This window comes from Synechococcus sp. RS9902 (assembly GCF_014279635.1).
Classification (GTDB): Bacteria; Cyanobacteriota; Cyanobacteriia; order PCC-6307; family Cyanobiaceae; genus Parasynechococcus.
This window is the reverse complement of record NZ_CP047949.1, coordinates 236,564-258,553: the sequence shown is the minus strand read 5'-3', so window position 1 is coordinate 258,553 and position 21,990 is coordinate 236,564. Positions and strand designations below refer to the sequence as shown.

Here is a 21,990-nt window from a genome sequence, read left to right as displayed (position 1 = left end):
CCTGCAACCGTTCAACCAGACACCGCCCCGACCCCATTCGAGAGCCAGGGCCAAGCCTCACGCCAGAACAGGCTGCTTGCTGTCGGCGTAGAGAGGGAAGCGCTCACAGAGAGCAGCCACCCGGTCGAGGCAACGCTGACGAATCGCATCATCCTCAGGATTGAGAAGACGATCAGCAATCACATCAGCAACCTCCCGGAAGGCCTGCGCATCAAAACCACGGGTGGTGAGGGCAGCGGTTCCCAGCCGCAGGCCACTGGTGACGAAAGGAGATTCGGGATCGAAGGGAACGGTGTTTTTGTTGGCCGTGATGTGCACATCACTCACCAACAGATCAGCCACCTTTCCAGTCATGCTGATACCCCTCAGATCCAGCAGCACCACATGGTTGTCGGTGCCGCCGCTGACGACATCGATGCCGCGAGCGATCAGCTGTTCGGCGAGGGCAGCTGCATTGGCAACCACCTGCTGGCTGTAGGCCTTGAACGAAGGCTGCAACGCTTCACCGAAGGCCACAGCCTTGGCAGCGATCACGTGCTCCAGAGGGCCGCCCTGGCTGCCAGGGAACACGGCCTTATCGAACTTTTTGGCGAACTCGGCGTCGCGGCAGAGGATCAGGCCGCCGCGGGGGCCGCGCAGGGTCTTGTGGGTGGTGGTGGTCACCACATCGCAATGGGGCACCGGGCTGGGATGCACTCCAGCGGCCACGAGGCCAGCGATGTGGGCCATGTCTGCCAGCAGATAGGCACCCACTTCGTCAGCGATGGCACGGAAGGCAGCGAAGTCGATGGTGCGTGGATAGGCGGAATAGCCACAGACAATCAGCTTCGGCTTGTGCTCCAAAGCCAGCTGGCGGATCGCCTCCATATCGAGGCGTTGGGTCTGCTTGTCGACGCCGTACTGGACGACTTTGAACCACTTTCCGCTGACGTTGACCGGGGAACCATGGGTGAGGTGACCGCCATGGGACAGATCCAGCCCCATGATCGTGTCGCCGGGCTGCAGCAGCGCCAGGAAGACGGCGAAGTTGGCCTGGGCCCCACTGTGGGGCTGAACATTGGCCCAGGCGGCACCAAACAACTGCTTGGCCCGCTCGATGGCCAGTTCTTCAATGGCATCAACGTGCTCACAACCGCCGTAATACCGCTTGCTGGGCAGACCCTCGGCGTACTTGTTGGTGAGAACGGAACCCTGGGCCTGCATCACCGCACGGGACGCAAAGTTCTCGGATGCGATCAGCTCGAGGTGGGTTTCCTGACGCTGCCGTTCCTGGTTAATGAACGCCGCGATATCGGGATCCGACTGAGCCAGATCAGCGTCGATGGCGCGTCCAGAGGCCTGGCCCATGAAATGTCAGCAAAGCTTTGACCAATCGTAAGAAACCGCAGCGATCAGCCCGACCGATCAACCAAAAAAAAACTGCCCTTCGGGGGCAGTTGAAACGCGCCTGGAGAGATTCGAACTCCCGACCCTCTGATCCGTAGTCAGATGCTCTAATCCGCTGAGCTACAAGCGCTTGCGCCAAACCATCAGACCCCATCGAGGGTCCGCTCGTCAACCGGGTGCGGGGCGCGTCAGGATTCAGGTGTTTCTGACCCCGAGCAATGCCGATCCGCTGGTATGGCCCCGCTGACCCTGAGGATCCGACCTACCGGCATTTCGAGCGCATCGTGAACCTGTGCCTGCACGGCGGCGTGTTCGCCGCGGTTAACAGCGGCGGCTGGTTTCTACAGGAGATGCGCCACCCCTTCACTGGCGGAAGCCTGGTCTGGATCACCAGCCTCTGGGCAACCCTGTGGCTGGGCCAGTTGATTTGGGTGATTCTTCAGCGACCCAAGCCTGAGGAATAAAGCCAGCATGGAGGCAATCCACACCACGATCCTTCTGGGCTGATGTCCCTCTCCGCCAGCGACCTGCAGGACCTTCAGAGTGCTCTGGCTGACCGCCTCTACGTTCAGATCAGCGGTTGGCATCTTTACCTCGGCGATGCCGACCTGGCCTCAGCCCTGGCGATCGAATGCAGTGCCCGCGTCAATCAAGGTGCTGAGGTGGCAGCCCGGCAGGCCCTCGACGCCGTCAAGGTGCCTCTGGCGGGTGGGGCGAGTCAACTTCCCCTCTCCAAGCTGATCCCCCCAGCCCAGCTGCGTGATCTTGAAGAGATCCTCGAGCCATACTGCGGATAAGGTTGCACTCCATCCGCCGCCGTTGGTGTGCTGATCATTGAAGTCACCAACTCAAGAGAATTGGTGCGCCAACGCATTGGCCGCCTGGGTGAACGGCTGATCGGCCGGGTGGTGGATGCGGAGGCTCAAGTTGAGAAAGCTCTGATTCAGGAACTGGAAACCGCGTTCAAAGAGTTCGGCATCGAGGCCCGGATTGTGTCTGTTCAGGGCCCTCAACTCGTGGGTCGCGAGCAGCTGGAGTTGCCCATCCAGGTGCGTGAAGAACTCGATGTTCGTCTCAGCGAGCCCTGAATCGGCCAACCACCAACTGCGTGATCTCACGAACTTCCGGCACCTTGAGTTGTGCACCGATTAAGGCAAACAAAGCCAAGCCCAGCAGGCCAGGGGCAGACACCTGCAGCAGCAGGCCCAGCAACCCTGCGGGCCAGGGCACGACGGTCACCAGGATCCACGCACACCCCGCTGCCAGAACTCCTGCGATGGCGAGCCGCAGCAGATCCATCCCCCAGCGCCGCAGTGGCAGGCCTCCAACCTGTTGCTGCAGACCCACCAACAGGGCGAGGCAGGTGAGCAGGTTGATGGCAACCGTGGCGAGCACCAACCCGGGCGCACCGAAATTGAACGGTGACTGATTCCCCCAAGGGGTCGGACCACCCACCAGCAGCCAGTCAAAAACCACGTTCAGACCGATCCCCGCCAGCGAGAGCCGAAAAGGCGTCGTTCCATCCCCCAGGGCATAGAAGACGCGCACCAGCACATCCCGGCCGAGGTAGGCCGGCATGCCCAGCCCATAGGCCATCAATAGGCCCGTTACCAGCTGTGCGGCTGATGCATCGAAGGCACCACGCTCGTACACCAGGGCGACGATGGGGCCACCCAACGCAATGAACAGTCCCCCCAGCGGGATCATCGATGCCGCAGACAGCATCAACCCCTGGCGGATCCGATCGATCAGCTGAGGACGATCCTGCGGAGCCGTGAGCCTGGAAAAAGTGGGCAGCAAGGGCACCAGCAGTGCATTCGAGATCAGGCCCAGGGGGGTTTGCACCAGCAAATTGGCGTACCCCAGACCCGCCGCCGCACCGAGGATGCCGGAGGCGAAAAACAGATCAGTGAACACATTGATCTGAAGCATTCCCGACGACAACGTCGCCGGCCCCATCACACGCCACACCTCCCGCACTCCCGGGTGTCGCCAGTCCCATACCAGTTGGAAACGGGCTAACCCCTGCCGGATCAACGCCGGCAGCTGGATCAACCACTGCAGCAAGGCCCCCACCAACGTGGCCAAGGCCAGCACCACACCACCTGTCATGGCGGCGGATGGCAAGGCGATGTCAGCACCGAGCTGCCACCAGAGCAGTCCCACCCCCAGGATCAAGGCCCCGCTGGACATCAGCGGTGAAATCGCAGGGATCCAAAATTCGTCTGCGGCGTTGAGGGACCCGAAGCCCAGCCCGATCAGCCCGACCAGCAGTGCCATCGGCGCCATCACCTGCAGCTGGACCCGTGCGATGGCGTGAAGCTCAGGAGCAAGGCCAGGGCCCACAAGGGTGATCAGGGGATCCGCCGCCAGCACCAGAACGATGGTGACCAGGAGCAACAGAGCACTGACGCTGGTGTTGAGCGCCGCAAGGATGTGCGCCCCTTCCGCTCGGGGGCGCCGGCTCAGCACGCTCACCATGGCGCTGTGGAAGGGGCCATTGATTCCCCCGAGCAAGATCAGGAGAAATCCAGGCAGCACATAGGCGTAGTTGTAGGCGTCATAGGCAGCGCCCACCCCGAAGGCCGCTGCGATCACCAGCTGCCGAATCAGGCCACCCGCCTTGCTCAGCAAGGTGCCGAGGGTCACCACAAGTGCGATCCCCTTTAGTGAACGCGCCATTCGGCCCCCAGCATTGGGCGCATTGTGGAGGCACCACACGAGACCATGGGCCAATCTCGGCTGCTGCCATGACTGGCCTTCCCTCTCCGGGCGATGCCCTGCTGCGCTTTGAACCCCTTACGGAGGGCGTGCTGCTGAAGCGCTACAAACGCTTCCTGGCCGATGTGGAGCTGAGCAGCGGCGAGACCGTCACCGCCCATTGCGCCAACACCGGCCCGATGAGCGGAGTCTTGATCCCTGGCCAACGGGTGCGTCTGCGTTACGCCCCCTCCCCCAAACGCAAGCTGGCCTGGACCTGGGAGCAAGCCGAGGTGCCAGGTGCCGATGGCCAACCTTGCTGGGTGGGCATCAACACGGCCCTGCCCAACCGACTAATTCGTGCCACGGTCGAAGCGGGGTGCCTGGAGGCCCAGCTCGGGGGCATTGAGGGGATCCGCGCTGAAGTGGCCTATGGCACCAACAAACGCAGCCGGATCGACCTCCTGCTGACGCCATCCGCGCAGAACCCTGATCAACGACCGATCTACCTGGAGGTGAAGAACACCACCTGGACCGACGGCAGCACGGCCCTGTTCCCCGACACGGTGACCGAACGGGGGCAGAAGCATCTGATTGAGCTGATGGGGGTCCTTCCGGACGCGCGGGCGGTGCTGGTTCCCTGCCTCAGCCGACCTGACGTGACTGCCTTTGCTCCCGGTGACAGCGCTGATCCGCGCTACGGGGAGCTGTTTCGTCAGGCCACCAACAGCGGCGTGGAAGTTCTGCCGTGCTGCTTCAGCTTCAGCGCCGATGCGGTGCACTGGCAGGGGACACGCCTAGTCCACCTAGATTGATTTTGGTAGCAGATCGAACATAGAAAGACGAGATTGACGTGCAGCGTGGGCTGGTTCGCCTAGTTACAACTAGGCGTGTCACGCAGCTCTGCACCCTCGTTCATGACAACTGCATTCCACGCGCCACCACAAAGGCGGCGCAAAACACTGCAGGAGGCAAGCCTCCTGGAAGGCCCGATGCTGCTCCTGAAGGGCATCCGTGGCTTCAGCTCCAACCGCGCCATGACCTGGCTCGCCTGCGCGCCCCTGGCGCTCATGGGCCTTGGCATCTTCACGTTGTCGGCCAAGGCCGAAGAGCTGCCTGAGCTCTCCGCTGCTTTCCTGGCCAACAACCTCTGGCTTCTGGTCGCCACCATCCTGGTGATCTTCATGAATGCCGGCTTCGCCATGGTCGAAGCAGGCATGTGCCGGCAAAAGAATGCCGTCAATATCCTCGCCAAGAACCTGTTTGTGTTCGCCCTCGCGGTGACCGCCTACTGGTTCGTGGGCTACTCCCTGATGTACGGCGACTCCGTCATCGACGGCTGGCTGTATTTCGGGGGCCTCTTCTTCGACCCGACCGTCACCGCTGAGACCATCAGCGATGCAGGCCTGGTTCCCACCGTTGACTTCCTGTTCCAGGCGGCCTTCGCCGGAACCGCTGCCACGATCGTTTCCGGTCTTGTGGCTGAGCGGATCAAGTTCGGCGAATTCGTGATCTTCGCCCTGGTCCTCACCGCCTTCATCTATCCAGTTGCTGGCAGCTGGGAATGGAATGGTGGCTGGCTCAACAGTGTTGGCAGCGTCGAATTCATCGACTTTGCTGGTTCCTCGATCGTGCACTCCGTCGGAGCTTGGGCCGGCCTGGTCGGCGCCATGCTGCTTGGACCTCGCATCGGCAAATACGTCGACGGCAAGGTTCAGGCGATCCCTGGCCACAACATGTCCATCGCCACCCTTGGCGCTCTGATCCTCTGGATCGGCTGGTACGGCTTCAACCCCGGTTCCCAGCTGGCCATGGACCAGTGGGTTCCCTACGTGGCCGTCACCACCACCCTCGGTGCAGCCGGTGGTGCCATCGGCGCCACGGTGATCTCCACGCTCACCTCCAAGAAGCCTGACCTCACCATGATTATCAACGGCATCCTGGCCGGCCTGGTGAGCGTGACTGCCGGTTGCGGCAACCTCACCCTGACGGGTTCCTGGGTGGCTGGTGTAGTGGGCGGCATCATCGTCGTCTTCTCCGTTGCCGCTCTCGATGCCGCAGGCATTGATGACCCCGTCGGCGCCTTCTCCGTGCACGGTGTGTGCGGCGTATGGGGCACGATCGTGATCGGTCTCTGGGGCTACGACGTCCAGGGCGACGGCTCTGGCCTCGGCCTTCTGGTCGGCGGCGGCGTTGAGCAGCTCGGCATCCAGGCTCTGGGTGCTGCTGCCTATGCCATCTGGACCGTGGTCACCTGCTTCATCGCCTGGCAGATCATCGGCTCCCTCTTCGGCGGCATCCGCGTCACCGAACAGGAAGAGTCCGAAGGTCTGGACATCGGCGAACACGGCATGGAGGCCTACGCCGGTTTCTCCACCATCAACAACTGATTCCGATTCGGATCAATTGCTGATCTCAAGCCCGGCCGACTGGCCGGGCTTTTTTTCTGCCTGAAGCGCTGCTTCAGGCCACATAGAGTTGCCTCACTCCAGCGCCCTCCATGGACACCCACGCCTTCAAGCGCTCCCTCCACCATTCCGAGCGTTACAACCGGCGAGGCTTCGGGCGCGCTGAGGAAGTGGCCGAAAGCCTTGAGCAGGCTTACCAGAGCGGCCTGATCGGTACCATCCGGGACAACGGCTACCGACTGGAACACGGCCGGCTCAACGTCCGATTGGCGGAAGCCTTCGGCTTCTGCTGGGGTGTTGAACGGGCCGTAGCGATGGCCTACGAGACCCGCAAGCACTACCCCAGCGAGCGTCTCTGGATCACGAACGAGATCATCCACAACCCCTCCGTGAACGATCACCTCAGGGAGATGGATGTGCAGTTCATCCCTGTTGAACAGGGAGTGAAGGACTTCTCAGGTGTCACCTCCGGTGATGTGGTGATCCTGCCGGCCTTTGGTGCCACCGTTCAGGAAATGCAGCTGCTGAATGAACGGGGCTGCCACATCGTTGACACGACCTGTCCCTGGGTCTCCAAGGTGTGGAACACCGTGGAGAAACACAAGAAGCACACCTTCACCTCGATCATTCACGGCAAGGTGAAGCACGAGGAAACACTGGCCACCAGCTCATTTGCCGGCACCTATCTGGTGGTGCTCGATCTGGAGGAAGCCCAGTACGTCGCGGATTACATCCTCGGCAAAGGGGACCGAGATGACTTCATCAAACGCTTTGCCAAAGCCTGCTCTCCAGGGTTCGATCCCGATCGGGACCTCGAACGTCTGGGGGTGGCCAACCAGACCACGATGCTGAAGAGCGAGACCGAGGAGATCGGACGCTTGTTCGAACGCACCATGCTGAGCAAATACGGCCCGACCCAGCTGAACGACCATTTCCTGGCCTTCAACACCATCTGCGACGCCACCCAGGAACGTCAGGACGCCATGTTCTCCCTGGTGGATGAACCACTGGACCTGATGGTGGTGATCGGTGGTTTCAACTCCTCCAACACCACCCACCTGCAGGAGATTGCCGTGAGCCGCGGCATTCGCTCGTTCCACATCGACACGCCCGAGCGCATCGACGTTGGGAGCAATTCGATCGAGCACAAACCACTGGCAGCCGACCTCTGTCGTGAGGGCGATTTCCTGCCTGAGGGCCCCGTTCGGGTGGGCATCACCTCCGGTGCCTCAACCCCGGATCGGGCGGTGGAAGAGGTGATCGAAAAACTGATGCAATTGAGCGAAAACTGAAGCGCAGAGAGCTTTACATTGGTTCATCTTTAATCGCCCTCCGCCGGCAGCTCCCCCATCCGTGACTGTCTTGTCGCCCACTGAAACCGACAATCAGCTGCACGGTGCCGACCCGCAGGTGCGCTGCTACAGCAGCCACTTCGAGGATTCGATGCAGATGCTGGCGCCCCAAGCGGTGGTGGCTCGCTACCTGGATGACCATCAGAGCTGGTTTGAACGTTGCGCCAGGCCGATGCAGGTCGAGGCCATCGATCGGCAGTCCTACAGCCTGACCCTGGGCCGGTTCGGCAACTTCGGCTTCGAGGTGGAACCCACGATCGCTCTGCGACTGCTGCCACAGCAGGAAGGGATCTACCGCATTGAAACCGTTCGAACCGTGCCGCAGTCGCTCGCCCTGCGCGATCACTACGACGTCGACTTCCGCGCGGGGATGCGCCTGATCCCCGAACAGGAGCACACCTCCGTCCAATGGGACCTGGATCTAAAGGTGTGGATCCGTCTGCCCAAGGTGATCACCATGCTCCCGGATCAGTTGGTCCAGAGCAGTGGTGATCATCTGCTCAAGCAGATTGTCCGTCAGATTTCACGACGGCTCACCTGGAAGGTCCAGGAAGATTTCCATGCCGCCCATGGCCTGAGCTGCCCACCGCGTCAGCGGGCAGCCTTCTGAAGGATCTTCAGCGGTTGGTCCAGATTTTGTTGACGATCTCCATGCCGCTGACGGCCTGCCAGAGGAACAACGTGAGCATGCCCATGTTCAAGCCCACATGAGCCTTGCGCGCAATCACATTGCCCCGCTGCATCAGGGGTGAGAGCGAGGCGGCAATGGCGATCATCCCGGTCATGGCAAGACCCACCAGCAGGTGCGGACCAACAAACAACTTGCCGTTGTTCAGATAGGTGACCGCCATGCCACCCAGGGTCCCGAGGGTCATCACGGCTAGGAGGATGCTGCCCCAGAGGTAATGGCGCTGGGCGAACTTTTTCGGCACCAGTTCCTTGCGCTGCTCTGGGGTACCAGTGCGCGTTTTCTTGGCCTTGATCCCCAGGTAGAGAGCCCACCCACCAACGGCGAGCAGGCCCCACTCCGCTAGGGGGTGAGCGAAATTGAGGCTGAAGGGGAGGGTGGCGAGCATTGAAGGGGACTCTTCAGTGCCGCGAGGCTAGGGGGCCGGCGGCCCCCACCAGCGTCAATGCAGGAAATGGCGGCGCCCCGTGAGCTGCATGGCCAGGCCGAGCTCATCGCAGGCTTTGATTGAATCGGCATCGCGCATGCTCCCGCCGGGATGAATCACGGCGATGATGCCGTGGCTGGCGGCCAGACGCACCGTGTCGTCAAACGGGAAGAAACCATCACTGGCCAAAACAGCCCCCTGGGCTTTCTCACCCGCAGCCTCCAAGGCAATCCGCGCTGAGCCCACGCGATTCATCTGACCAGCACCCACGCCGAGGCTCTGGCCATCCTTGGCCACAACGATGGCGTTGGAGCGAACGTGACGCACCAATCGCCAGGCAAATTCCAGGTCCTGCTTTTCCTGCGGCGTGGGCGGCCGCTGGCTGGCCACGGTCCAGTCGGCCGGCGTGATCGCCTGGTCATCGAGATCCTGAACCAGGAGACCACCCAGGATGCTGCGCACGTGATCGGGGCCGGCCAGGTCAATGGCCTGCGGAGCCAGTTCCAACAGGCGCAGATTGGCTTTGGCCGCCAGCACCTCCCGTGCCTCGGGCGTGAAGCCCGGTGCCACAACGCATTCCAGAAACAGGCTGGTGAGCTCACGGGCCGCCGTGGCTTCCACCACACCATTGATGGCGATGATGCCGCCGAAGGCACTCACCCGATCGGCATCCAGGGCCCGCGTCAGTGCAGCAGGAATCGAAGCTCCGATCGCCACACCGCAAGGGTTGGTGTGCTTGACGACCACGGCGGCAGGCTGCAAGGCCGGTGCGGAACCAGCGGCTCCGTAGCCGAACTCCCGCACCGTGGCGAGGGCCGCCTCGAGATCCAGCAGGTTGTTGGTGCTCAGCTCCTTGCCCTGCAGCTGAATGGCCCCACCCCAACCCTGTTTGGGATGACTGAACCAACGCGCTTTCTGGTGGGGATTTTCGCCGTACCGAAGGGTCTGCCGCAGCGGCACCGCCTCCAGCCAGGGGCTGTCTTCTGCGGCGGTTTGGTCGGCCATCCAGCGGCTGATCGCCGTGTCGTACGACGCCGTGTGCTGAAACGCTTCCAGGGCAAGTTCGCGCCGCAGCTCCGAAGGCACGCTCCCGCCCGACTCCGCCATGGCGGTCAACAGACGGTCGTATTGGTCAGGGCTGGTGAGAACAGCCACATCAGCATGGTTTTTGGCGGCCGCCCGAACCATGGCGGGGCCACCGATGTCGATGTTCTCGATTGCCTGATCCCAGGTGACGTCAGCCCGCGCAATCGTTTCGCGGAAGGGATAGAGGTTGACCACCACCACATCGATGGGGGCGATGTTCTGCTGCTCAAGATCAGCCTGGTGGGACGCGTCACCCCGCTTGGCCAGAATCCCGCCATGCACCCTTGGATGGAGCGTTTTCACACGACCGCCAAGAATTTCTGGAGCCCCGGTGTGCTCCGACACACGGGTCACCGGAAGGCCGGCCTGCTCGAGCACCTTGGCCGTGCCCCCACTGGAGAGCAGCTGATAGCCATGGGTCCGATGCAGGGCCTCCGCCAAGGGCACCAGCCCGGACTTATCGGAAACACTCAGCAGAGCGACAGGAGCCATCGAAGGGTCGTGACTGGGTCGTGAGCCAACCTACGCAGCAGTGATGCTCATGCCCCATGGATGGCCGGCTGGTGCTGCTCCACGGCTGGGGAGCCAACGGAGAGGATCTCAAGCCCCTGGGCGATCGCCTGGCGCGAGAGTGTTCCAAGACTCTTGATGTGGTGTGCCTGGAGGCTCCTGAGCTCCATCCCGACCAACCGGGAGGGCGTCAGTGGTATGGCCTGTTCCCAGCCCAGTGGGATGCCGTGCCCGCGGCCGTTGAGCGCCTCAAGACTCAACTTCAGAGCCTGAGCAGCTCAGGCCTTGGACTCGAACGAACGGTGATGTTCGGCTTTTCCCAGGGAGGAGCCATGGCCCTGGAAGGCGGCTGCGCCCTGCCGATCGCAGGGCTGATCAGCTGCAGCGGCTATCCACACCCCAACTGGGCTCCGCCCCAGCAACACCCCCCTGTGTTGCTGATGCATGGTTCAGACGATCCCGTGGTGCCGTTCCAGGCCATGCAATCGATCGCTGCGCAGTTGCAGCCCGATCAATGTCAGACGCTTTCATTCCAAAACGGCCACACCATCCCTGATGAGACGGTGCAGCCGATTCTGATGTTTATCGAGCGTGTTCTGGAGAACGCCTGATCAAACGAAGGCGTACTCGTACTCCTCCATTTCCTCCCAATCATCAGCGCCAAGCTCGAGACCCTCAAACAGCTTGTCTTCACCGATGGAATCAACGATCGTGCGCAATGACGGGAAGAGGAAATGGTTCTCTTCAGCGTATTGAGCGCTGAACAGACCCTTCTCACCCCAGAAGAAGCGGTCGGTGGTGTGCTCATTGCGGCGCACGTTCAGAAGCGCCGGAGGCACCAGTCCACCCTCGGCGATGTAACGACGAGCGGCCGTCACGGGCTTGTACTCACCGGTTTCGAGGTGATGGGTTGGCACATGGGCCAGGACCCGCTGACCTGCCAGGCGACGACGGCTAATGCGCTTGCGCTTCTTGGACATGGAAGGGCTCCGGTACGAAAGGAAGAACGGGGTGGATCGTCAGAACAAACAGGTGCCGTCGGCGCGAAAACGCCAGACGCAAGGGAGCGCGTCGAGGCAATTGCAGACACACCACAATCACCGGCAGGAACCAACACCCAAGCGGGACCCAGCGGAGGACACTGCAACCTCTGCTGTAGCTTTGGTCGCATAACAAATGCAACCGTTGTGAGTGCTAGCGGGCGTCTGTTCAGAGTGAACAGCGCCTCGGTCGATAAGAGGATCTTAAGACTTTTCCCAGATTTTTCAAGTCCCCCTGGCGCAGGCTTGCCCAAACACCTGAATTGACCGGTCGGATCTGATGCAGCTCACCGATCGATTCTTCGAGTTCGCTGATCAACAGCTGGCTGATCTGACCGCCAAAGAAGGCATTCAGCATCTGGGCCTGTACGTCAGTGCGCCACCCAATCAGCAAGGCCCGCCCTTGCTGCTGATCCGGCAATGGTCAGCCAATGAACGGTCGCTCCCTCCGGCCGACGCCGACCCGAACCTGCGCCTGCCACACCAGAGACGGCGCTGGTATCCCCTCCAGGATGCCGGTCTGATCCTGGGAGCCCTGCGCGCGGACCTGGATCCGCAGCGGAGCTGGACGCAGACCCTGGACCAACGGATGCGGCGCAGTGCCGCCGCCATCAGCCACGCCCTGGGGCGTGACCTGGAATGCCTGCAACTTCGCCAGGAACTCAGCCAACAAAACGACCAGCTGCGCACCCTCGTGCATCAGCTGCGAAATCCACTGGCTGCCCTGCGCACCTACGCCCAACTGCTACTGCGGCGGCTCGAAGCCGACAGCTCCCACCGCCCACTCGTGGAGGGAATGCTCTCGGAACAACGCCAACTCGGCCAGTACATCGATGTGCTCGATGGCCTCGGGCAACAACGTCTCCCCCAACAGGAACCCCTTGGCCCCACCCTGTTGCCCCCCGGGCCTGCCGAAGGTGAGGCCACCATGCAAACCCTGCTGATGCCTCTGCTGGAGCGGGCGGAAGCGACGGCAAGCCTGCAGGGCCGCCCCTGGCGGGGCCCGAACCTGTGGCCCCAGTGGATTGATCAACCCTCCCAGGACGGAACGATCGCGGAGATCGTCGCCAACCTGCTTGAAAATGCCTTCCGCTACAGCCCAGCGGGCTGCAGCGTGGGGCTGTGCCTGTTGCCCGATGGTCTCTGCGTCTGGGACAACGGGCCGCCGATTCCCCTGGAGGAGCGCGACCTGATTTTCGAGCGGGGAGCACGGGGGTCCACCGGACAGGACCGGGCGGGAACCGGCCTTGGGCTGGCCCTTGCACGCTCCCTGGCGGAGCAGCAGGGCCGCAAGCTCACGCTCTGCGTGGAGCCTTCCACGATCGCTACGGATCTGCCCGCTCAGGGCAATGCATTCGTGCTCAGCTGGCCGGCAGGAGCAAGGCCAGACCCAACAACGTGATCATCTCGGTGAGCACAAGAGCCGCTCCATAGCTGTCACCGGTGTGCCCCCCCAGGCGTCGCCCAAGGCTCTGGGCGACCAGGATCGCCACCACGCCCCCCAGGAGAAGGGGCATGGCCCCCGCCCAACCGGCCAAGAGAACCACCACCAGAAGTGAGGGCAGGGCATCCCAGAGCGGCCTGCCGTGCTCGCGATGAAACGCCGCAGTTCCATCAGAACGGAGGTAGTCGAAACGTGCCATGGCCCAGAGCGGTGCCACGCGGGCCCAGAACGCCGCCAGGCAGAGCCCGAGCGGGGCCTGCCCACCCAGCTGGATCAATGCAGCAACCTGCAGCAGCAGCACCATCACCAGAGCCAGCACCCCACTGGCACCCACCCGGCTGTCCTCCATGGCCTCGAGCCGCCGCTCCGCTGGCGCCCCGAGGCCATCCGCCGTGTCGATCAAGCCGTCGTGATGCAACCCACCACTGAGTTGGATGCCGAGAGCCACCACGCAGGGGGCACAGGCAGCAGGAGGCCAACCCAGCCCGGACAAAGCCAGCCAGAGCAGCCCCTGCAGTGCACCGATCAGCAGCCCGATCCAGGGGGCGAAACGGGCAATGCGCTGAAACGAGGGCTGCGGCCAGGGCCATGCGGGCAGCACCGTGTAAAAGATCCAGGCTCCCGCCAGATCGGAAAGCCAGGGCGGAACAATCCTGGGAATGGCGCGAGGGATGCAATCGGCCCTCACCGTAGGGTCATTGCAGGGGCAGATCAGCGGTGTTCGGCTTCGAGATCAACGCGCATTGCGCCAACACATCAGCCCGGTGCGGCGCCTTTCAGACCCCGCATGGGCCGGTGCACACACCACGCTTCATGCCGGTAGGAACCCTGGCCACCGTCAAGGGCATCAGCACGGAGCAACTGGGGCGCACAGGAGCCCAGATGGTGCTCTCCAACACGTACCACCTGCATTTGCAGCCCGGCGAGGAGATCGTGGCGGCGGCCGGCGGCCTGCACCGGTTCATGGGCTGGGACGGCCCGATGCTCACCGACTCCGGAGGCTTTCAGGTGTTCAGCCTGGGGGACCTCAACAAAATCGATGATCGCGGCGTGGTGTTCCGTAACCCCCGCGATGGACGCACCATCGACATGACGCCGGAGCATGCCACCCGGATCCAGATGGCCCTCGGGGCCGATGTGGCCATGGCCTTCGACCAGTGCCCGCCCTATCCGGCGACGGAGAACGACGTCATCGATGCCTGTCGCCGCACCCATGCCTGGCTCGAGCGCTGCGTCACAGCCCACACCCGCGAAGATCAGGCGCTGTTCGGCATCGTTCAGGGCGGCTGTTTCCCCCATCTGCGGCGGGAGAGCGCCATGGCCGTCGCCTCCTTTGATCTGCCTGGCATTGCCGTCGGTGGCGTCAGCGTTGGTGAGCCCGCAGAGGAGATGCATCGCATCGTGCGCGATGTCACGCCCCTACTTCCCTCACACAAACCGCGCTACTTGATGGGCATCGGCACCCTGCGCGAGATGGCCATTGCCGTGGCCAACGGGATCGACCTGTTCGACTGCGTCCTGCCCACCCGACTCGGCCGTCATGGCACCGCCCTGGTGGGCGGTGAACGTTGGAACCTGCGCAATGCACGCTTCCGCCACGACCACACCCCCCTGGATCCGAGCTGCTCCTGTGTGGCATGCACCGGTCACACCCGGGCCTACCTGCATCACCTGATTCGCAGCGAGGAGCTTCTGGGCCTCACCTTGTTGAGCATTCACAACATCACCCATCTGGTGCGTTTCACCTCGGCCATGGCACAAGCCATCCGCGACGGCTGTTTTTCAGAGGATTTCGCTCCCTGGGAGCCAGACTCGCCAGCCCATCACACGTGGTAGCGTCCAGCCCAACGCCTTTTTGATGCAAGGGATGGCCGCCTTCACCCTCGACCTGCTGGCACAGCTGCCCGAGGCCTATCAGGCCTTCTCTCCGCTGATCGACATTCTTCCGTTGATCCCGGTCTTCTTCCTGCTGCTGGCCTTCGTTTGGCAAGCCTCTGTGGGCTTCCGCTGAAGCCTCAGCCCATCCGGATCACCTTCAGAGCAAACGCCGGCAGCGACAGCATGCGCTGCCAGCGTGATGGCTCCTGAATGAGCCGATAGAGCCATTCAAGTTGCATCCGGCACATCCAGCCGGGGGCACGTTTCTTGATGCCGGCCCAGACGTCAAAACTGCCGCCGACACCCATCCACAATCCATGCTGACCGGCCGCCACGCGTTGCGACCATGTTTCCTGGCGCGGCACCCCCAGGGCCACCAGCACGAGATCCGGCTTCAAGGCCTTGAGCTGAGCCTCAATGCCCGGCCAAGCCTCGGGCGCTTGATAGCCGTCCACCGCGAGCGCCAGGTTGAGGCCCCCGATGCGTTGTGGCAACTCCGCACGCAGCGTTGCCATCACCTCAGGTGTTGCCCCCACCAGCGCCACACGCCATCGATGGGCAGCGGCGTACTCGAGCAAGGTCCAGGCCAGCTCAATCCCTGCCGTTTTGACCACCCGGACCTTCTGGCGACCCAGGGCCCAGACCACGCCCGCTCCATCGGGGATCACCAGATCAGCCGTTGCGATCGCCTGCCCCAAGGCTGCATCGGCCCGGGCCGACATCGTCATCTCAGCGTTGAGGGTGACGATGCGTCCGCCACCCCGGGCATGCAGACCAAGGGCTGCAGCACAAACATCACGACAGGCATCCACCGGCACGCCGAGCACGTGGCAGCGGCGACGGTCATCGGGAGCGGTGCTAACAGAGTCCATGGCCGTGGGGCTGCGTTGGAGAATTTAGGGGCGGTAATGGATGAGGGCATAGTTGTGACGACGAAGGAGACCCTTCCGCAGAACCACGCCACAACCCTTCAGCGCCTGGATCAATCCATCCAACGGGTGGTTCTCGATCGGCAGGACCCGATCAGCGGCCTGCTGCCCGCCAGCACCGCCCACACCATCCATGGCAACTACGGCGATGCCTGGGTGCGGGACTGCGTCTATTCGGTGCAGTGCGTTTGGGGACTGGCCCTGGCACACCGCCGTCAGCAGGGGCAGCACAACCTGCGCTTCTGGGAACTGGAACAGCGGGTGGTGGCCCTCATGCGCGGCCTGATGCGCTCGATGATGCGACAGGCCGAGAAGGTGGAGCGCTTCAAGGAGAGCCTCAACCCCCTCGATGCCCTCCACGCCAAGTACGACAGCTGCACCGGCGAGCCGGTGGTGGCCGATGACGCCTGGGGCCATCTTCAACTGGATGCCACCTCGTTGTTTCTGCTGCAGCTGGCGCAGTTGACCAAGGGCGGCTGCGCCGTGGTGCAGAGCCGTGACGAAGTGGATTTCCTCCAAAACCTGGTGCACTACATCGCCAGGGCCTACCGCACCCCCGACTACGGGATCTGGGAACGGGGCGACAAAGGCAACCATGGTTTGCCGGAGCGCAATGCCAGCTCGATCGGCATGGCCAAAGCCGCCCTGGAGGCCCTGGATGGGGTTGACCTCTACGGCCCCCATGGCGACGGCAGCTGCATCCTGCTGATTCCCCAGGGGGCCATCGCACGGCTCCGGCGGGCCTTGCAAGGGCTCCTGCCGCGGGAATCCGCCAGCAAGGAAGCCGACAGTGCCTGCCTCTCGGTGATTGGTTATCCCGCCTGGGCCGTGGAGGATGCCGCCCTGGTGGAGCGCACCGGCCGTCGGATTCGACGGGAACTCGGCGGTCCCTATGGCTACAAACGCTTCCTCCGGGATGGTCACCAGACGGCGGTGGAAGACGTCAACCGCCTGCACTATGAACCGGAGGAGCTCGCCGCCTTTGAAGGGATCGAGTCGGAGTGGCCGTTGTTTCTGGCCTTCGAACTGGTCACCGCCTGCTGCGAAAGGCGCTGGGAGGAGGCCCGGCGCCTGCACAGCCAGCTCAAGACGCTGGCCGTTGAACAGGACGGCGAACGTCTCTACCCCGAGCTCTATCAGGTGCCGGCCAGTGCCGTCGATCAGGAACGGCTCAATCCAGGCAGCCAGGAGCGGGTGGCCAACACCAACCTGCCGCTGATCTGGACCCAGAGCCTGGTGTGGCTCGGGGAAATGCTGCTGGACGATCTGATCCGTCCCGAGGACATTGACCCCTGTGGACGCAGGGAGCCGCAGTCGCTCGGCGCCGACAGGGTTCTTGTGGCGATGGCTGCGGAGACGGATGACGTGCGCCAGGCACTGCTGGCTGCAGAGGTGCCGATCGACCCAACCTCAATGATTTCGGTGCAGTCGTCCGACGACCTGAAGCAACGGTTGAAAGCCGCCGGCACCAACCCGCGGCTGGAGCTCAGCGGACGCCCGGGGCACCGAGTGGAAACCGAAGACACGGCTCGGGTCTACCGCCAGGACGGCGCCATCAGTGTGTTCACCCCGTCCGTGCTGGAAGACGTCAGCAGCTATCTGGCCGATGACCCGGAGGAGCTGCTGGAGACCGTTGTGGACGAGCTGCATCTGCTGCAACGACACTGGCGCGGCATGGGACATCCCCTTCTGGTGATCCCCATTCGCGACGCAGCACTGCAGCAGCACCGCGACGTCATTCTCAAACTGGCCCGGCAACTCGGCAGCGGCGTCATTGAAAGCATCCCTGTCCGCTTGGGCTGCCTCAGTGAACTGGTGGATCAGGCGCAGGAGGTGCAGCTGCCGCCGCTCCAACAGAAACCGGTTCCATGCTCCGAGCCAGCCAAACCGCTTCTGCGCGACGCCACCGATCTGAGGGATCTGACCGCCGCAGAGGAGCAGGAGCTCGATGACACACCGATCGAACAATTGAGCCAGCGCCTCTGGAACAGTGCGCTGCTGCATGAACAGGCGGAAGTGCTCGAATTGCTGCAACGGCGTCTCGGCCCCCAGGGGATTCAACACAGCCCTGAGGGCCATCCGGTGGCCCTGCGCACCCTGCTTGAGGAGGTTTATCAACGGGGCTTGCGTTGTGAAGACTGGAATGTGGTGCGGCGCTGTGCTGGCGCCATGGGGATGGTGCATCCCCAACTCGAAGATGCCCTCACCGATCTCCTCGTGCGCCAGAAACAGGTGGTAGTGGGGCGCAACTACACCGGCGACTCCCGGCTGCGTCAGCCGATGGACAGTGCCGCCATCGCCGAGCGGATTGAAACCACCAGCGGAATCGACGGCCGTGAATGCATGCTCGAACAGGAACTCCTGCTCGCCCTCGACAGCGTGGCGCGGCGGGAGCCAGCGCTGCTGAAGGGGAGCCTCACCCTGCAGCTGGGGCAGCTGATGTTGCTGCTGACATCAGAGCTGGCCGTGGAGAAAACGCTCAGTCAGGACGAAGCCTTTGAAGCCCTCTGCAGCGAAGCACCCCATGCGATTCGCAAGCGCTTGCGCGCCGTGCTCGCCGATGTGGACCATGCCAGAGCAGCCCTGCAACGCGGCGAACAGCTGCACGTGAGCGGCCGGGTGCAGTGGTCAGTGCCTGACCCGTTGGAGGAAACACCGGGGGGTGGGGATTGGCTTCAACACCGCATCCGCCTGGGTTCCTTACAGAAAGTTCCCCGCGATTTCTATGCCGGGATCTGGTCGCTGCTTCAGCACTGCCGCGGCCTGGTGATTGGCGACAAGCTGGAGCGGCGCAATCGCCTTAACAGCAGCCTCGTCCTCGAGAAGACGCCAGGGGAGCGCAACTTTGCCGCCCAGGTCGACCATTTGCTCAGTCGGATCAAGGCACCGGAATACCGACAACTCTGCAGCGAATGCCTGCTTTCGCTGATGGCCTTTGTCGAAGCCAATCCAGAGGTGCGCTTCGAGGATGACCTGGCCCTCGACGTGGTGATCGGTCATGCCGTCAGGGTGGGCTGGCAGCGGAGCCATCCCTCTCTTCGTCCAGAGAACTACCCGCAATACAAGGCCCAGGCCTGGGGGCAGTTTTATCGGTCCTCACCCGGTGACTGCCGCCGCTGGCAGGTCACGGCGTTGCGGGAACTGGCCGAAGAGCAGGGGCTGGTGTAATCCCAGTGAAAGCCTTCAGATCGGTGCGCACAGGGGCGCTCCCGTATCCGGGTGTTCAACGGCCTGTTCGATCAGGTCTGCCAGCTTGAGAGCCCGCGAGGCCTGAAGACCATCCACCGCAGGGGTCTCCCGGCCGCGAACGCACTGCAGAAAGTGCTCGAGCTCGGCATAGAGCGGTTCGATCGAGGTGGTGCTCACCTCCTCGATGAAGCCATCATTCCGATACAGCAGCTCGCCGTGATCAGCTGAATACCACTCGTGGGCCCGGCGGTGGATGTGCAGGGTGTGGTTGAGGAAGTCCGTCTCCACCAGGCTCGAACGGCAATGGGCACTGAGGCTGCGGATTTTTCGGTGGCTCATCTTGCTCGCCGTCAGGCTGGCCACAACACCGTTCTCGAAACCCAACGTGGCGTTGACGTAATCGATCGGGCCTTCGGCACTGCGACCACCGGCAGCGGCAAGCCGCACCACCGGTGCCTTCGCCAGCTCCAGCACGAGGTCGATGTCATGGATCATCAGATCCAGCACCACAGAAACATCATTGGCCCGATCGGAGTGGGGGCTGTGGCGACGCGCCTCAAGAACCACCACCTCCTCGTTGGCCACCACCTTGGTGAGCTCACGGAAGGCAGGGTTGAACCGCTCGATGTGGCCCACCTGCAGCAGACACCCCGCCGCTGAAGCGGCCTCGATCAGTGCAGTGGCTTCGTCCTGACTGGCCGCAATCGGCTTTTCAATCAGAACGTGCACACCCGCACGCAGGCAGGCCAGACCGACGGGATGGTGCAGCAGCGTGGGGACCGCGATGCAGACGGCCTCCACCTCCGAGAGCATGGAGTTGTAGTCGGCGAACCAGCGGCAGCCGAATTGCTCAGTGGCGAGCTTGCCGCGCTCAGCATCCGGATCCGCGACGCCCACCAGATCGGCATCCCGCAGAAGGCTGAGCACCCGCGCGTGGTGCCAGCCCATGTTGCCGATGCCGATCACCCCGACCTTGACTGGGACCATGGGGTCGGGAGACATCAGCGCAGGCGGTCGATTGGGGGAAGACTATCGGCCTTCAGTCGGAATCTTCCTCTGGGCTGGGGAGAACAAGCCGGACCCGCTCGATCCGCGGCCCGGCCATGGCTGTGATCTCGAACTGCAGGCCGTTGAAATGAAGCCCTTCCCCCGCGGACGGAATGTGCTGGAGCCGCTCCAGCAGGAAGCCCGCCAGGGTGTGATGGTCATCGGCCTCGGGCAGATCGAGATCGAGCTGTCGATTGAGTTCGAAAATCTCCAGATCTCCGGCCACCAGCCAGGCACCGGGGCAGTCCTTCTCTTCGAGCAGATCCGGTTCATCGGTCTGGGCGGGATCCTCATCACCGACGATTTCTCCGGTGAGATCAGCTGCGGTCACCAGACCCTCGGTGCCGCCGTGCTCATCCACCACCAGCAGGAGCGGCTGACCGCTGCGGATCATCGGCAGCAGTTCCGCCAGCGTGCAGGTCTCCAGCACGGGCACCGCAGGCTGGAGATACGGCTCGAGCAACGAATCGGCCTGGAGCTCACCCCGTGCGATCGGTTCGGCCATCTGACGCAGATCCAGCACGCCACGCACGTCATCCAACGACTGGCCGATCACCGGAAAGCGGGCATGACGGGTGTGATGCACGGCCTCCATCATTTCCGCAAAACGGACCGTGGCCGGCAGAGTGACCATCCCAGAGCGCGGCACCATCACCTCCCGCACCTGGGTGTCCCGCAGGGCGAAGACACCTTCCAGGATGTTCTTCTCATCCGGGAACAAGCCCGTGACCCGTCCAGACTCCACAAGGGTTTCCAGCTCACCAGCGGAAAGGGCTGGCACCAGCACATCCCATTGGGGAGCCAGGCCAAGCAGGCGCATCAACAGGCCCGCCAGCGCCTCAAGCAGATTGAGCAGTGGGGCCAGGCAGCGCATCACCACCTCCAGCAGCGGCACCAGGCGAAGCGCCGAGGATTCCGGACGGTTTAACACCCAGGCCTTGGGCAGCAAACCAGCCACCAGCGTGGCCAGCAACACGATGCTGAGGAACAAGGCTGTGTCGCGCCAAGCGACACCCACAGACCCATCCGACCAGAGCCGCCCCCCCAGACCACGGCCAGCCCAGCCAAGGGCCACCAGAGCGAGGGTTGCACCCAGTTGAGACACCAGCAGAGCGCGCCGCAAGCGTCGCTGAAGACGCTGGATGGAACGGGCCCCGGCCTGCTCTTCCTCAACGAGCACTTCAACGCGACTGGGGCGTAGCCGCAGCAAGGCCACCTCTGCAGCCGCGAAGAAGGCCGGCAGAACCAGCAGAACAGCCAGCAGAAGAAGCCGCATCAACAGGGGGGAATGGGGGTCGCGAGGATCGAACTCGCCTTAGGCGAATTATGAGTTCGCTGCATTCACCAGATTGCTAGACCCCCATGGGGAGAGTGTTACCACAGGGGAGTCACGCCGGGGAAGTGATCGTCTGAGGGCGCATCCGGCACGGCTTCGATGGTCTCGGTGGCCGCCAGGCTGCCGTTGAAACCGCTCGAGATATCCAGGGTTCGCATCGGCAGCGGCGGACTTTGCTCCTCCAGCAGGGCTCCCGTCGTGTTCTGAAGTGCCGACCCATCCCAGATCAGGGTCTGGTCGGGGAAGCCGAATCCCATGACCCGATTCCCCTCGATACCGCCAACAGCAATCCCCAGAACATCGGTCAATTGATGCAGGGGGTCCACGCCCCGGGCCATGGGCGAGGTCCAGGTGTAGAAGCGACGGTTGACCAGCTCACTTGTGGTCTCCGTGGGGTGGCACACCGTGACTTCGACGGGAGTACCACCACTGCCGGGCGGAGGCGCCTCAACACTGGTGGTGCAGACCAACGGACCCGCCAAAACCGATGGGCCGGCGAGCAGGAGCAGGCTCGAACCAAAGAACGACCGCAGCAGCACCGGATGAATCAGCTCTAAGCGCAAACTAAGG

The 21,990-nt window shown here is 63.1% G+C and carries 22 protein-coding genes and 2 tRNA genes; 12 read left to right on the top strand and 12 right to left on the bottom strand.

Annotated elements, in window-relative coordinates:
* Positions 1-57: 57 nt before the first annotated feature.
* Both glyA and SynRS9902_RS01215 read right to left on the bottom strand, forming a co-directional pair.
* Positions 58-1,347 (bottom strand): serine hydroxymethyltransferase, encoded by a 1,290-nt coding sequence (glyA, locus tag SynRS9902_RS01220; RefSeq protein WP_255446162.1) that lies wholly within the window; start codon positions 1,345-1,347, stop codon positions 58-60.
* A gap of 95 nt (positions 1,348-1,442) precedes the next feature.
* A tRNA-Arg gene (locus SynRS9902_RS01215) sits at positions 1,443-1,516 on the bottom strand.
* Between the two features lie 88 nt (positions 1,517-1,604).
* On the opposite strand from SynRS9902_RS01215, the gene SynRS9902_RS01210 reads away from it, so the two are divergent.
* Genes SynRS9902_RS01210 through SynRS9902_RS01200 form a run of 3 tightly spaced genes read left to right on the top strand, consistent with a single transcriptional unit; the run spans position 1,605 to position 2,474 of the window.
* Positions 1,605-1,850, top strand: coding sequence for a hypothetical protein (locus SynRS9902_RS01210; protein ID WP_186509690.1), 246 nt, complete (start codon positions 1,605-1,607; stop codon positions 1,848-1,850).
* A gap of 42 nt (positions 1,851-1,892) precedes the next feature.
* Positions 1,893-2,183 carry a DUF3181 family protein gene (locus SynRS9902_RS01205; protein ID WP_011363281.1) on the top strand — a complete coding sequence of 97 codons (291 nt, stop codon included), beginning with the start codon at positions 1,893-1,895 and terminating at the stop codon, positions 2,181-2,183.
* A gap of 27 nt (positions 2,184-2,210) precedes the next feature.
* Positions 2,211-2,474, top strand: a complete 264-nt coding sequence (locus tag SynRS9902_RS01200; protein ID WP_011363280.1) for a hypothetical protein — start codon at positions 2,211-2,213, stop codon at positions 2,472-2,474.
* Here the strand turns inward: SynRS9902_RS01200 and murJ are convergent.
* Positions 2,461-4,068, bottom strand: a complete 1,608-nt coding sequence (gene murJ, locus SynRS9902_RS01195) for a murein biosynthesis integral membrane protein MurJ (RefSeq protein ID WP_186509689.1) — start codon at positions 4,066-4,068, stop codon at positions 2,461-2,463. The two genes, SynRS9902_RS01200 and murJ, sit on opposite strands and share 14 nt — an antisense overlap.
* Before the next feature lie 68 nt (positions 4,069-4,136).
* Here murJ and sfsA point away from each other — a divergent pair, with 68 nt between their 5' ends.
* The 4 genes from sfsA to SynRS9902_RS01175 all read left to right on the top strand — a co-directional run bounded on the left by sfsA (position 4,137) and on the right by SynRS9902_RS01175 (position 8,456).
* The gene (gene sfsA / locus SynRS9902_RS01190; RefSeq protein ID WP_186509688.1) at positions 4,137-4,901 is read left to right on the top strand and encodes a DNA/RNA nuclease SfsA; all 765 of its coding nucleotides are present in this window, start codon (positions 4,137-4,139) and stop codon (positions 4,899-4,901) included.
* A 102-nt stretch (positions 4,902-5,003) separates the two neighbouring features.
* Positions 5,004-6,476: an ammonium transporter gene (locus SynRS9902_RS01185; protein WP_186509687.1), complete on the top strand. Its 1,473-nt coding sequence runs from the start codon at positions 5,004-5,006 to the stop codon at positions 6,474-6,476.
* Positions 6,477-6,586: 110 nt separating this feature from the next.
* Positions 6,587-7,786 carry a 4-hydroxy-3-methylbut-2-enyl diphosphate reductase gene (locus tag SynRS9902_RS01180; protein WP_186509686.1) on the top strand — a complete coding sequence of 400 codons (1,200 nt, stop codon included), beginning with the start codon at positions 6,587-6,589 and terminating at the stop codon, positions 7,784-7,786.
* Between the two features lie 61 nt (positions 7,787-7,847).
* Complete coding sequence (locus SynRS9902_RS01175; protein WP_186509685.1) at positions 7,848-8,456, top strand: DUF1997 domain-containing protein; 609 nt, start codon at positions 7,848-7,850, stop codon at positions 8,454-8,456.
* Positions 8,457-8,463: 7 nt separating this feature from the next.
* Here the strand turns inward: SynRS9902_RS01175 and SynRS9902_RS01170 are convergent, their stop codons facing one another.
* The gene (locus SynRS9902_RS01170; protein ID WP_186509684.1) at positions 8,464-8,922 is read right to left on the bottom strand and encodes a DUF4079 domain-containing protein; all 459 of its coding nucleotides are present in this window, start codon (positions 8,920-8,922) and stop codon (positions 8,464-8,466) included.
* Positions 8,923-8,976: 54 nt separating this feature from the next.
* Positions 8,977-10,539, bottom strand: coding sequence for a bifunctional phosphoribosylaminoimidazolecarboxamide formyltransferase/IMP cyclohydrolase (purH, locus tag SynRS9902_RS01165; RefSeq protein ID WP_186509683.1), 1,563 nt, complete (start codon positions 10,537-10,539; stop codon positions 8,977-8,979).
* A gap of 56 nt (positions 10,540-10,595) precedes the next feature.
* Here purH and SynRS9902_RS01160 point away from each other — a divergent pair, with 56 nt between their 5' ends.
* A complete protein-coding gene (locus tag SynRS9902_RS01160; RefSeq protein WP_186509682.1) occupies positions 10,596-11,168 on the top strand; it encodes an alpha/beta hydrolase in 573 nt (190 codons plus the stop codon).
* Here SynRS9902_RS01160 and SynRS9902_RS01155 read toward each other — a convergent pair whose 3' ends face one another.
* A complete protein-coding gene (locus tag SynRS9902_RS01155) occupies positions 11,169-11,537 on the bottom strand; it encodes a DUF3155 domain-containing protein (protein WP_011363271.1) in 369 nt (122 codons plus the stop codon).
* A 340-nt stretch (positions 11,538-11,877) separates the two neighbouring features.
* On the opposite strand from SynRS9902_RS01155, the gene SynRS9902_RS01150 reads away from it, so the two are divergent.
* Entirely contained in the window at positions 11,878-12,999 is a 1,122-nt protein-coding gene (locus SynRS9902_RS01150; RefSeq protein ID WP_186509681.1) for a sensor histidine kinase KdpD, read from the top strand.
* Here the strand turns inward: SynRS9902_RS01150 and cobS are convergent.
* Positions 12,959-13,729, bottom strand: a complete 771-nt coding sequence (cobS, locus tag SynRS9902_RS01145) for an adenosylcobinamide-GDP ribazoletransferase (protein WP_186509680.1) — start codon at positions 13,727-13,729, stop codon at positions 12,959-12,961. The genes SynRS9902_RS01150 and cobS overlap by 41 nt on opposite strands.
* 29 nt (positions 13,730-13,758) lie before the next feature.
* On the opposite strand from cobS, the gene tgt reads away from it, so the two are divergent.
* Both tgt and SynRS9902_RS01135 read left to right on the top strand, forming a co-directional pair.
* Positions 13,759-14,877 (top strand): tRNA guanosine(34) transglycosylase Tgt, encoded by a 1,119-nt coding sequence (tgt, locus tag SynRS9902_RS01140; RefSeq protein WP_186509679.1) that lies wholly within the window; start codon positions 13,759-13,761, stop codon positions 14,875-14,877.
* Between the two features lie 31 nt (positions 14,878-14,908).
* Positions 14,909-15,052 carry a photosystem II reaction center protein K gene (locus SynRS9902_RS01135; protein ID WP_025362038.1) on the top strand — a complete coding sequence of 48 codons (144 nt, stop codon included), beginning with the start codon at positions 14,909-14,911 and terminating at the stop codon, positions 15,050-15,052.
* Between the two features lie 4 nt (positions 15,053-15,056).
* On the opposite strand, the gene SynRS9902_RS01130 is transcribed toward SynRS9902_RS01135, so the two are convergent.
* Positions 15,057-15,791 (bottom strand): WecB/TagA/CpsF family glycosyltransferase, encoded by a 735-nt coding sequence (locus SynRS9902_RS01130; RefSeq protein ID WP_186509678.1) that lies wholly within the window; start codon positions 15,789-15,791, stop codon positions 15,057-15,059.
* 36 nt (positions 15,792-15,827) lie between these two features.
* On the opposite strand from SynRS9902_RS01130, the gene SynRS9902_RS01125 reads away from it, so the two are divergent.
* Positions 15,828-19,016 (top strand): glycoside hydrolase family 15 protein, encoded by a 3,189-nt coding sequence (locus SynRS9902_RS01125; RefSeq protein ID WP_186509677.1) that lies wholly within the window; start codon positions 15,828-15,830, stop codon positions 19,014-19,016.
* Positions 19,017-19,031: 15 nt separating this feature from the next.
* Here SynRS9902_RS01125 and SynRS9902_RS01120 read toward each other — a convergent pair whose 3' ends face one another.
* From SynRS9902_RS01120 to SynRS9902_RS01105, 4 genes are all read right to left on the bottom strand, one after another.
* Complete coding sequence (locus tag SynRS9902_RS01120) at positions 19,032-20,039, bottom strand: Gfo/Idh/MocA family protein (RefSeq protein WP_186509676.1); 1,008 nt, start codon at positions 20,037-20,039, stop codon at positions 19,032-19,034.
* A 37-nt stretch (positions 20,040-20,076) separates the two neighbouring features.
* Positions 20,077-21,360, bottom strand: coding sequence for a hemolysin family protein (locus tag SynRS9902_RS01115; RefSeq protein ID WP_186509675.1), 1,284 nt, complete (start codon positions 21,358-21,360; stop codon positions 20,077-20,079).
* 13 nt (positions 21,361-21,373) lie between these two features.
* A tRNA-Ile gene (locus SynRS9902_RS01110) sits at positions 21,374-21,446 on the bottom strand.
* Positions 21,447-21,458: 12 nt separating this feature from the next.
* On the bottom strand, positions 21,459-21,959 hold the full coding sequence (locus SynRS9902_RS01105; RefSeq protein WP_255446161.1) for a hypothetical protein: 501 nt from the start codon (positions 21,957-21,959) through the stop codon (positions 21,459-21,461).
* Between the last annotated feature and the right edge of the window lie 31 nt (positions 21,960-21,990).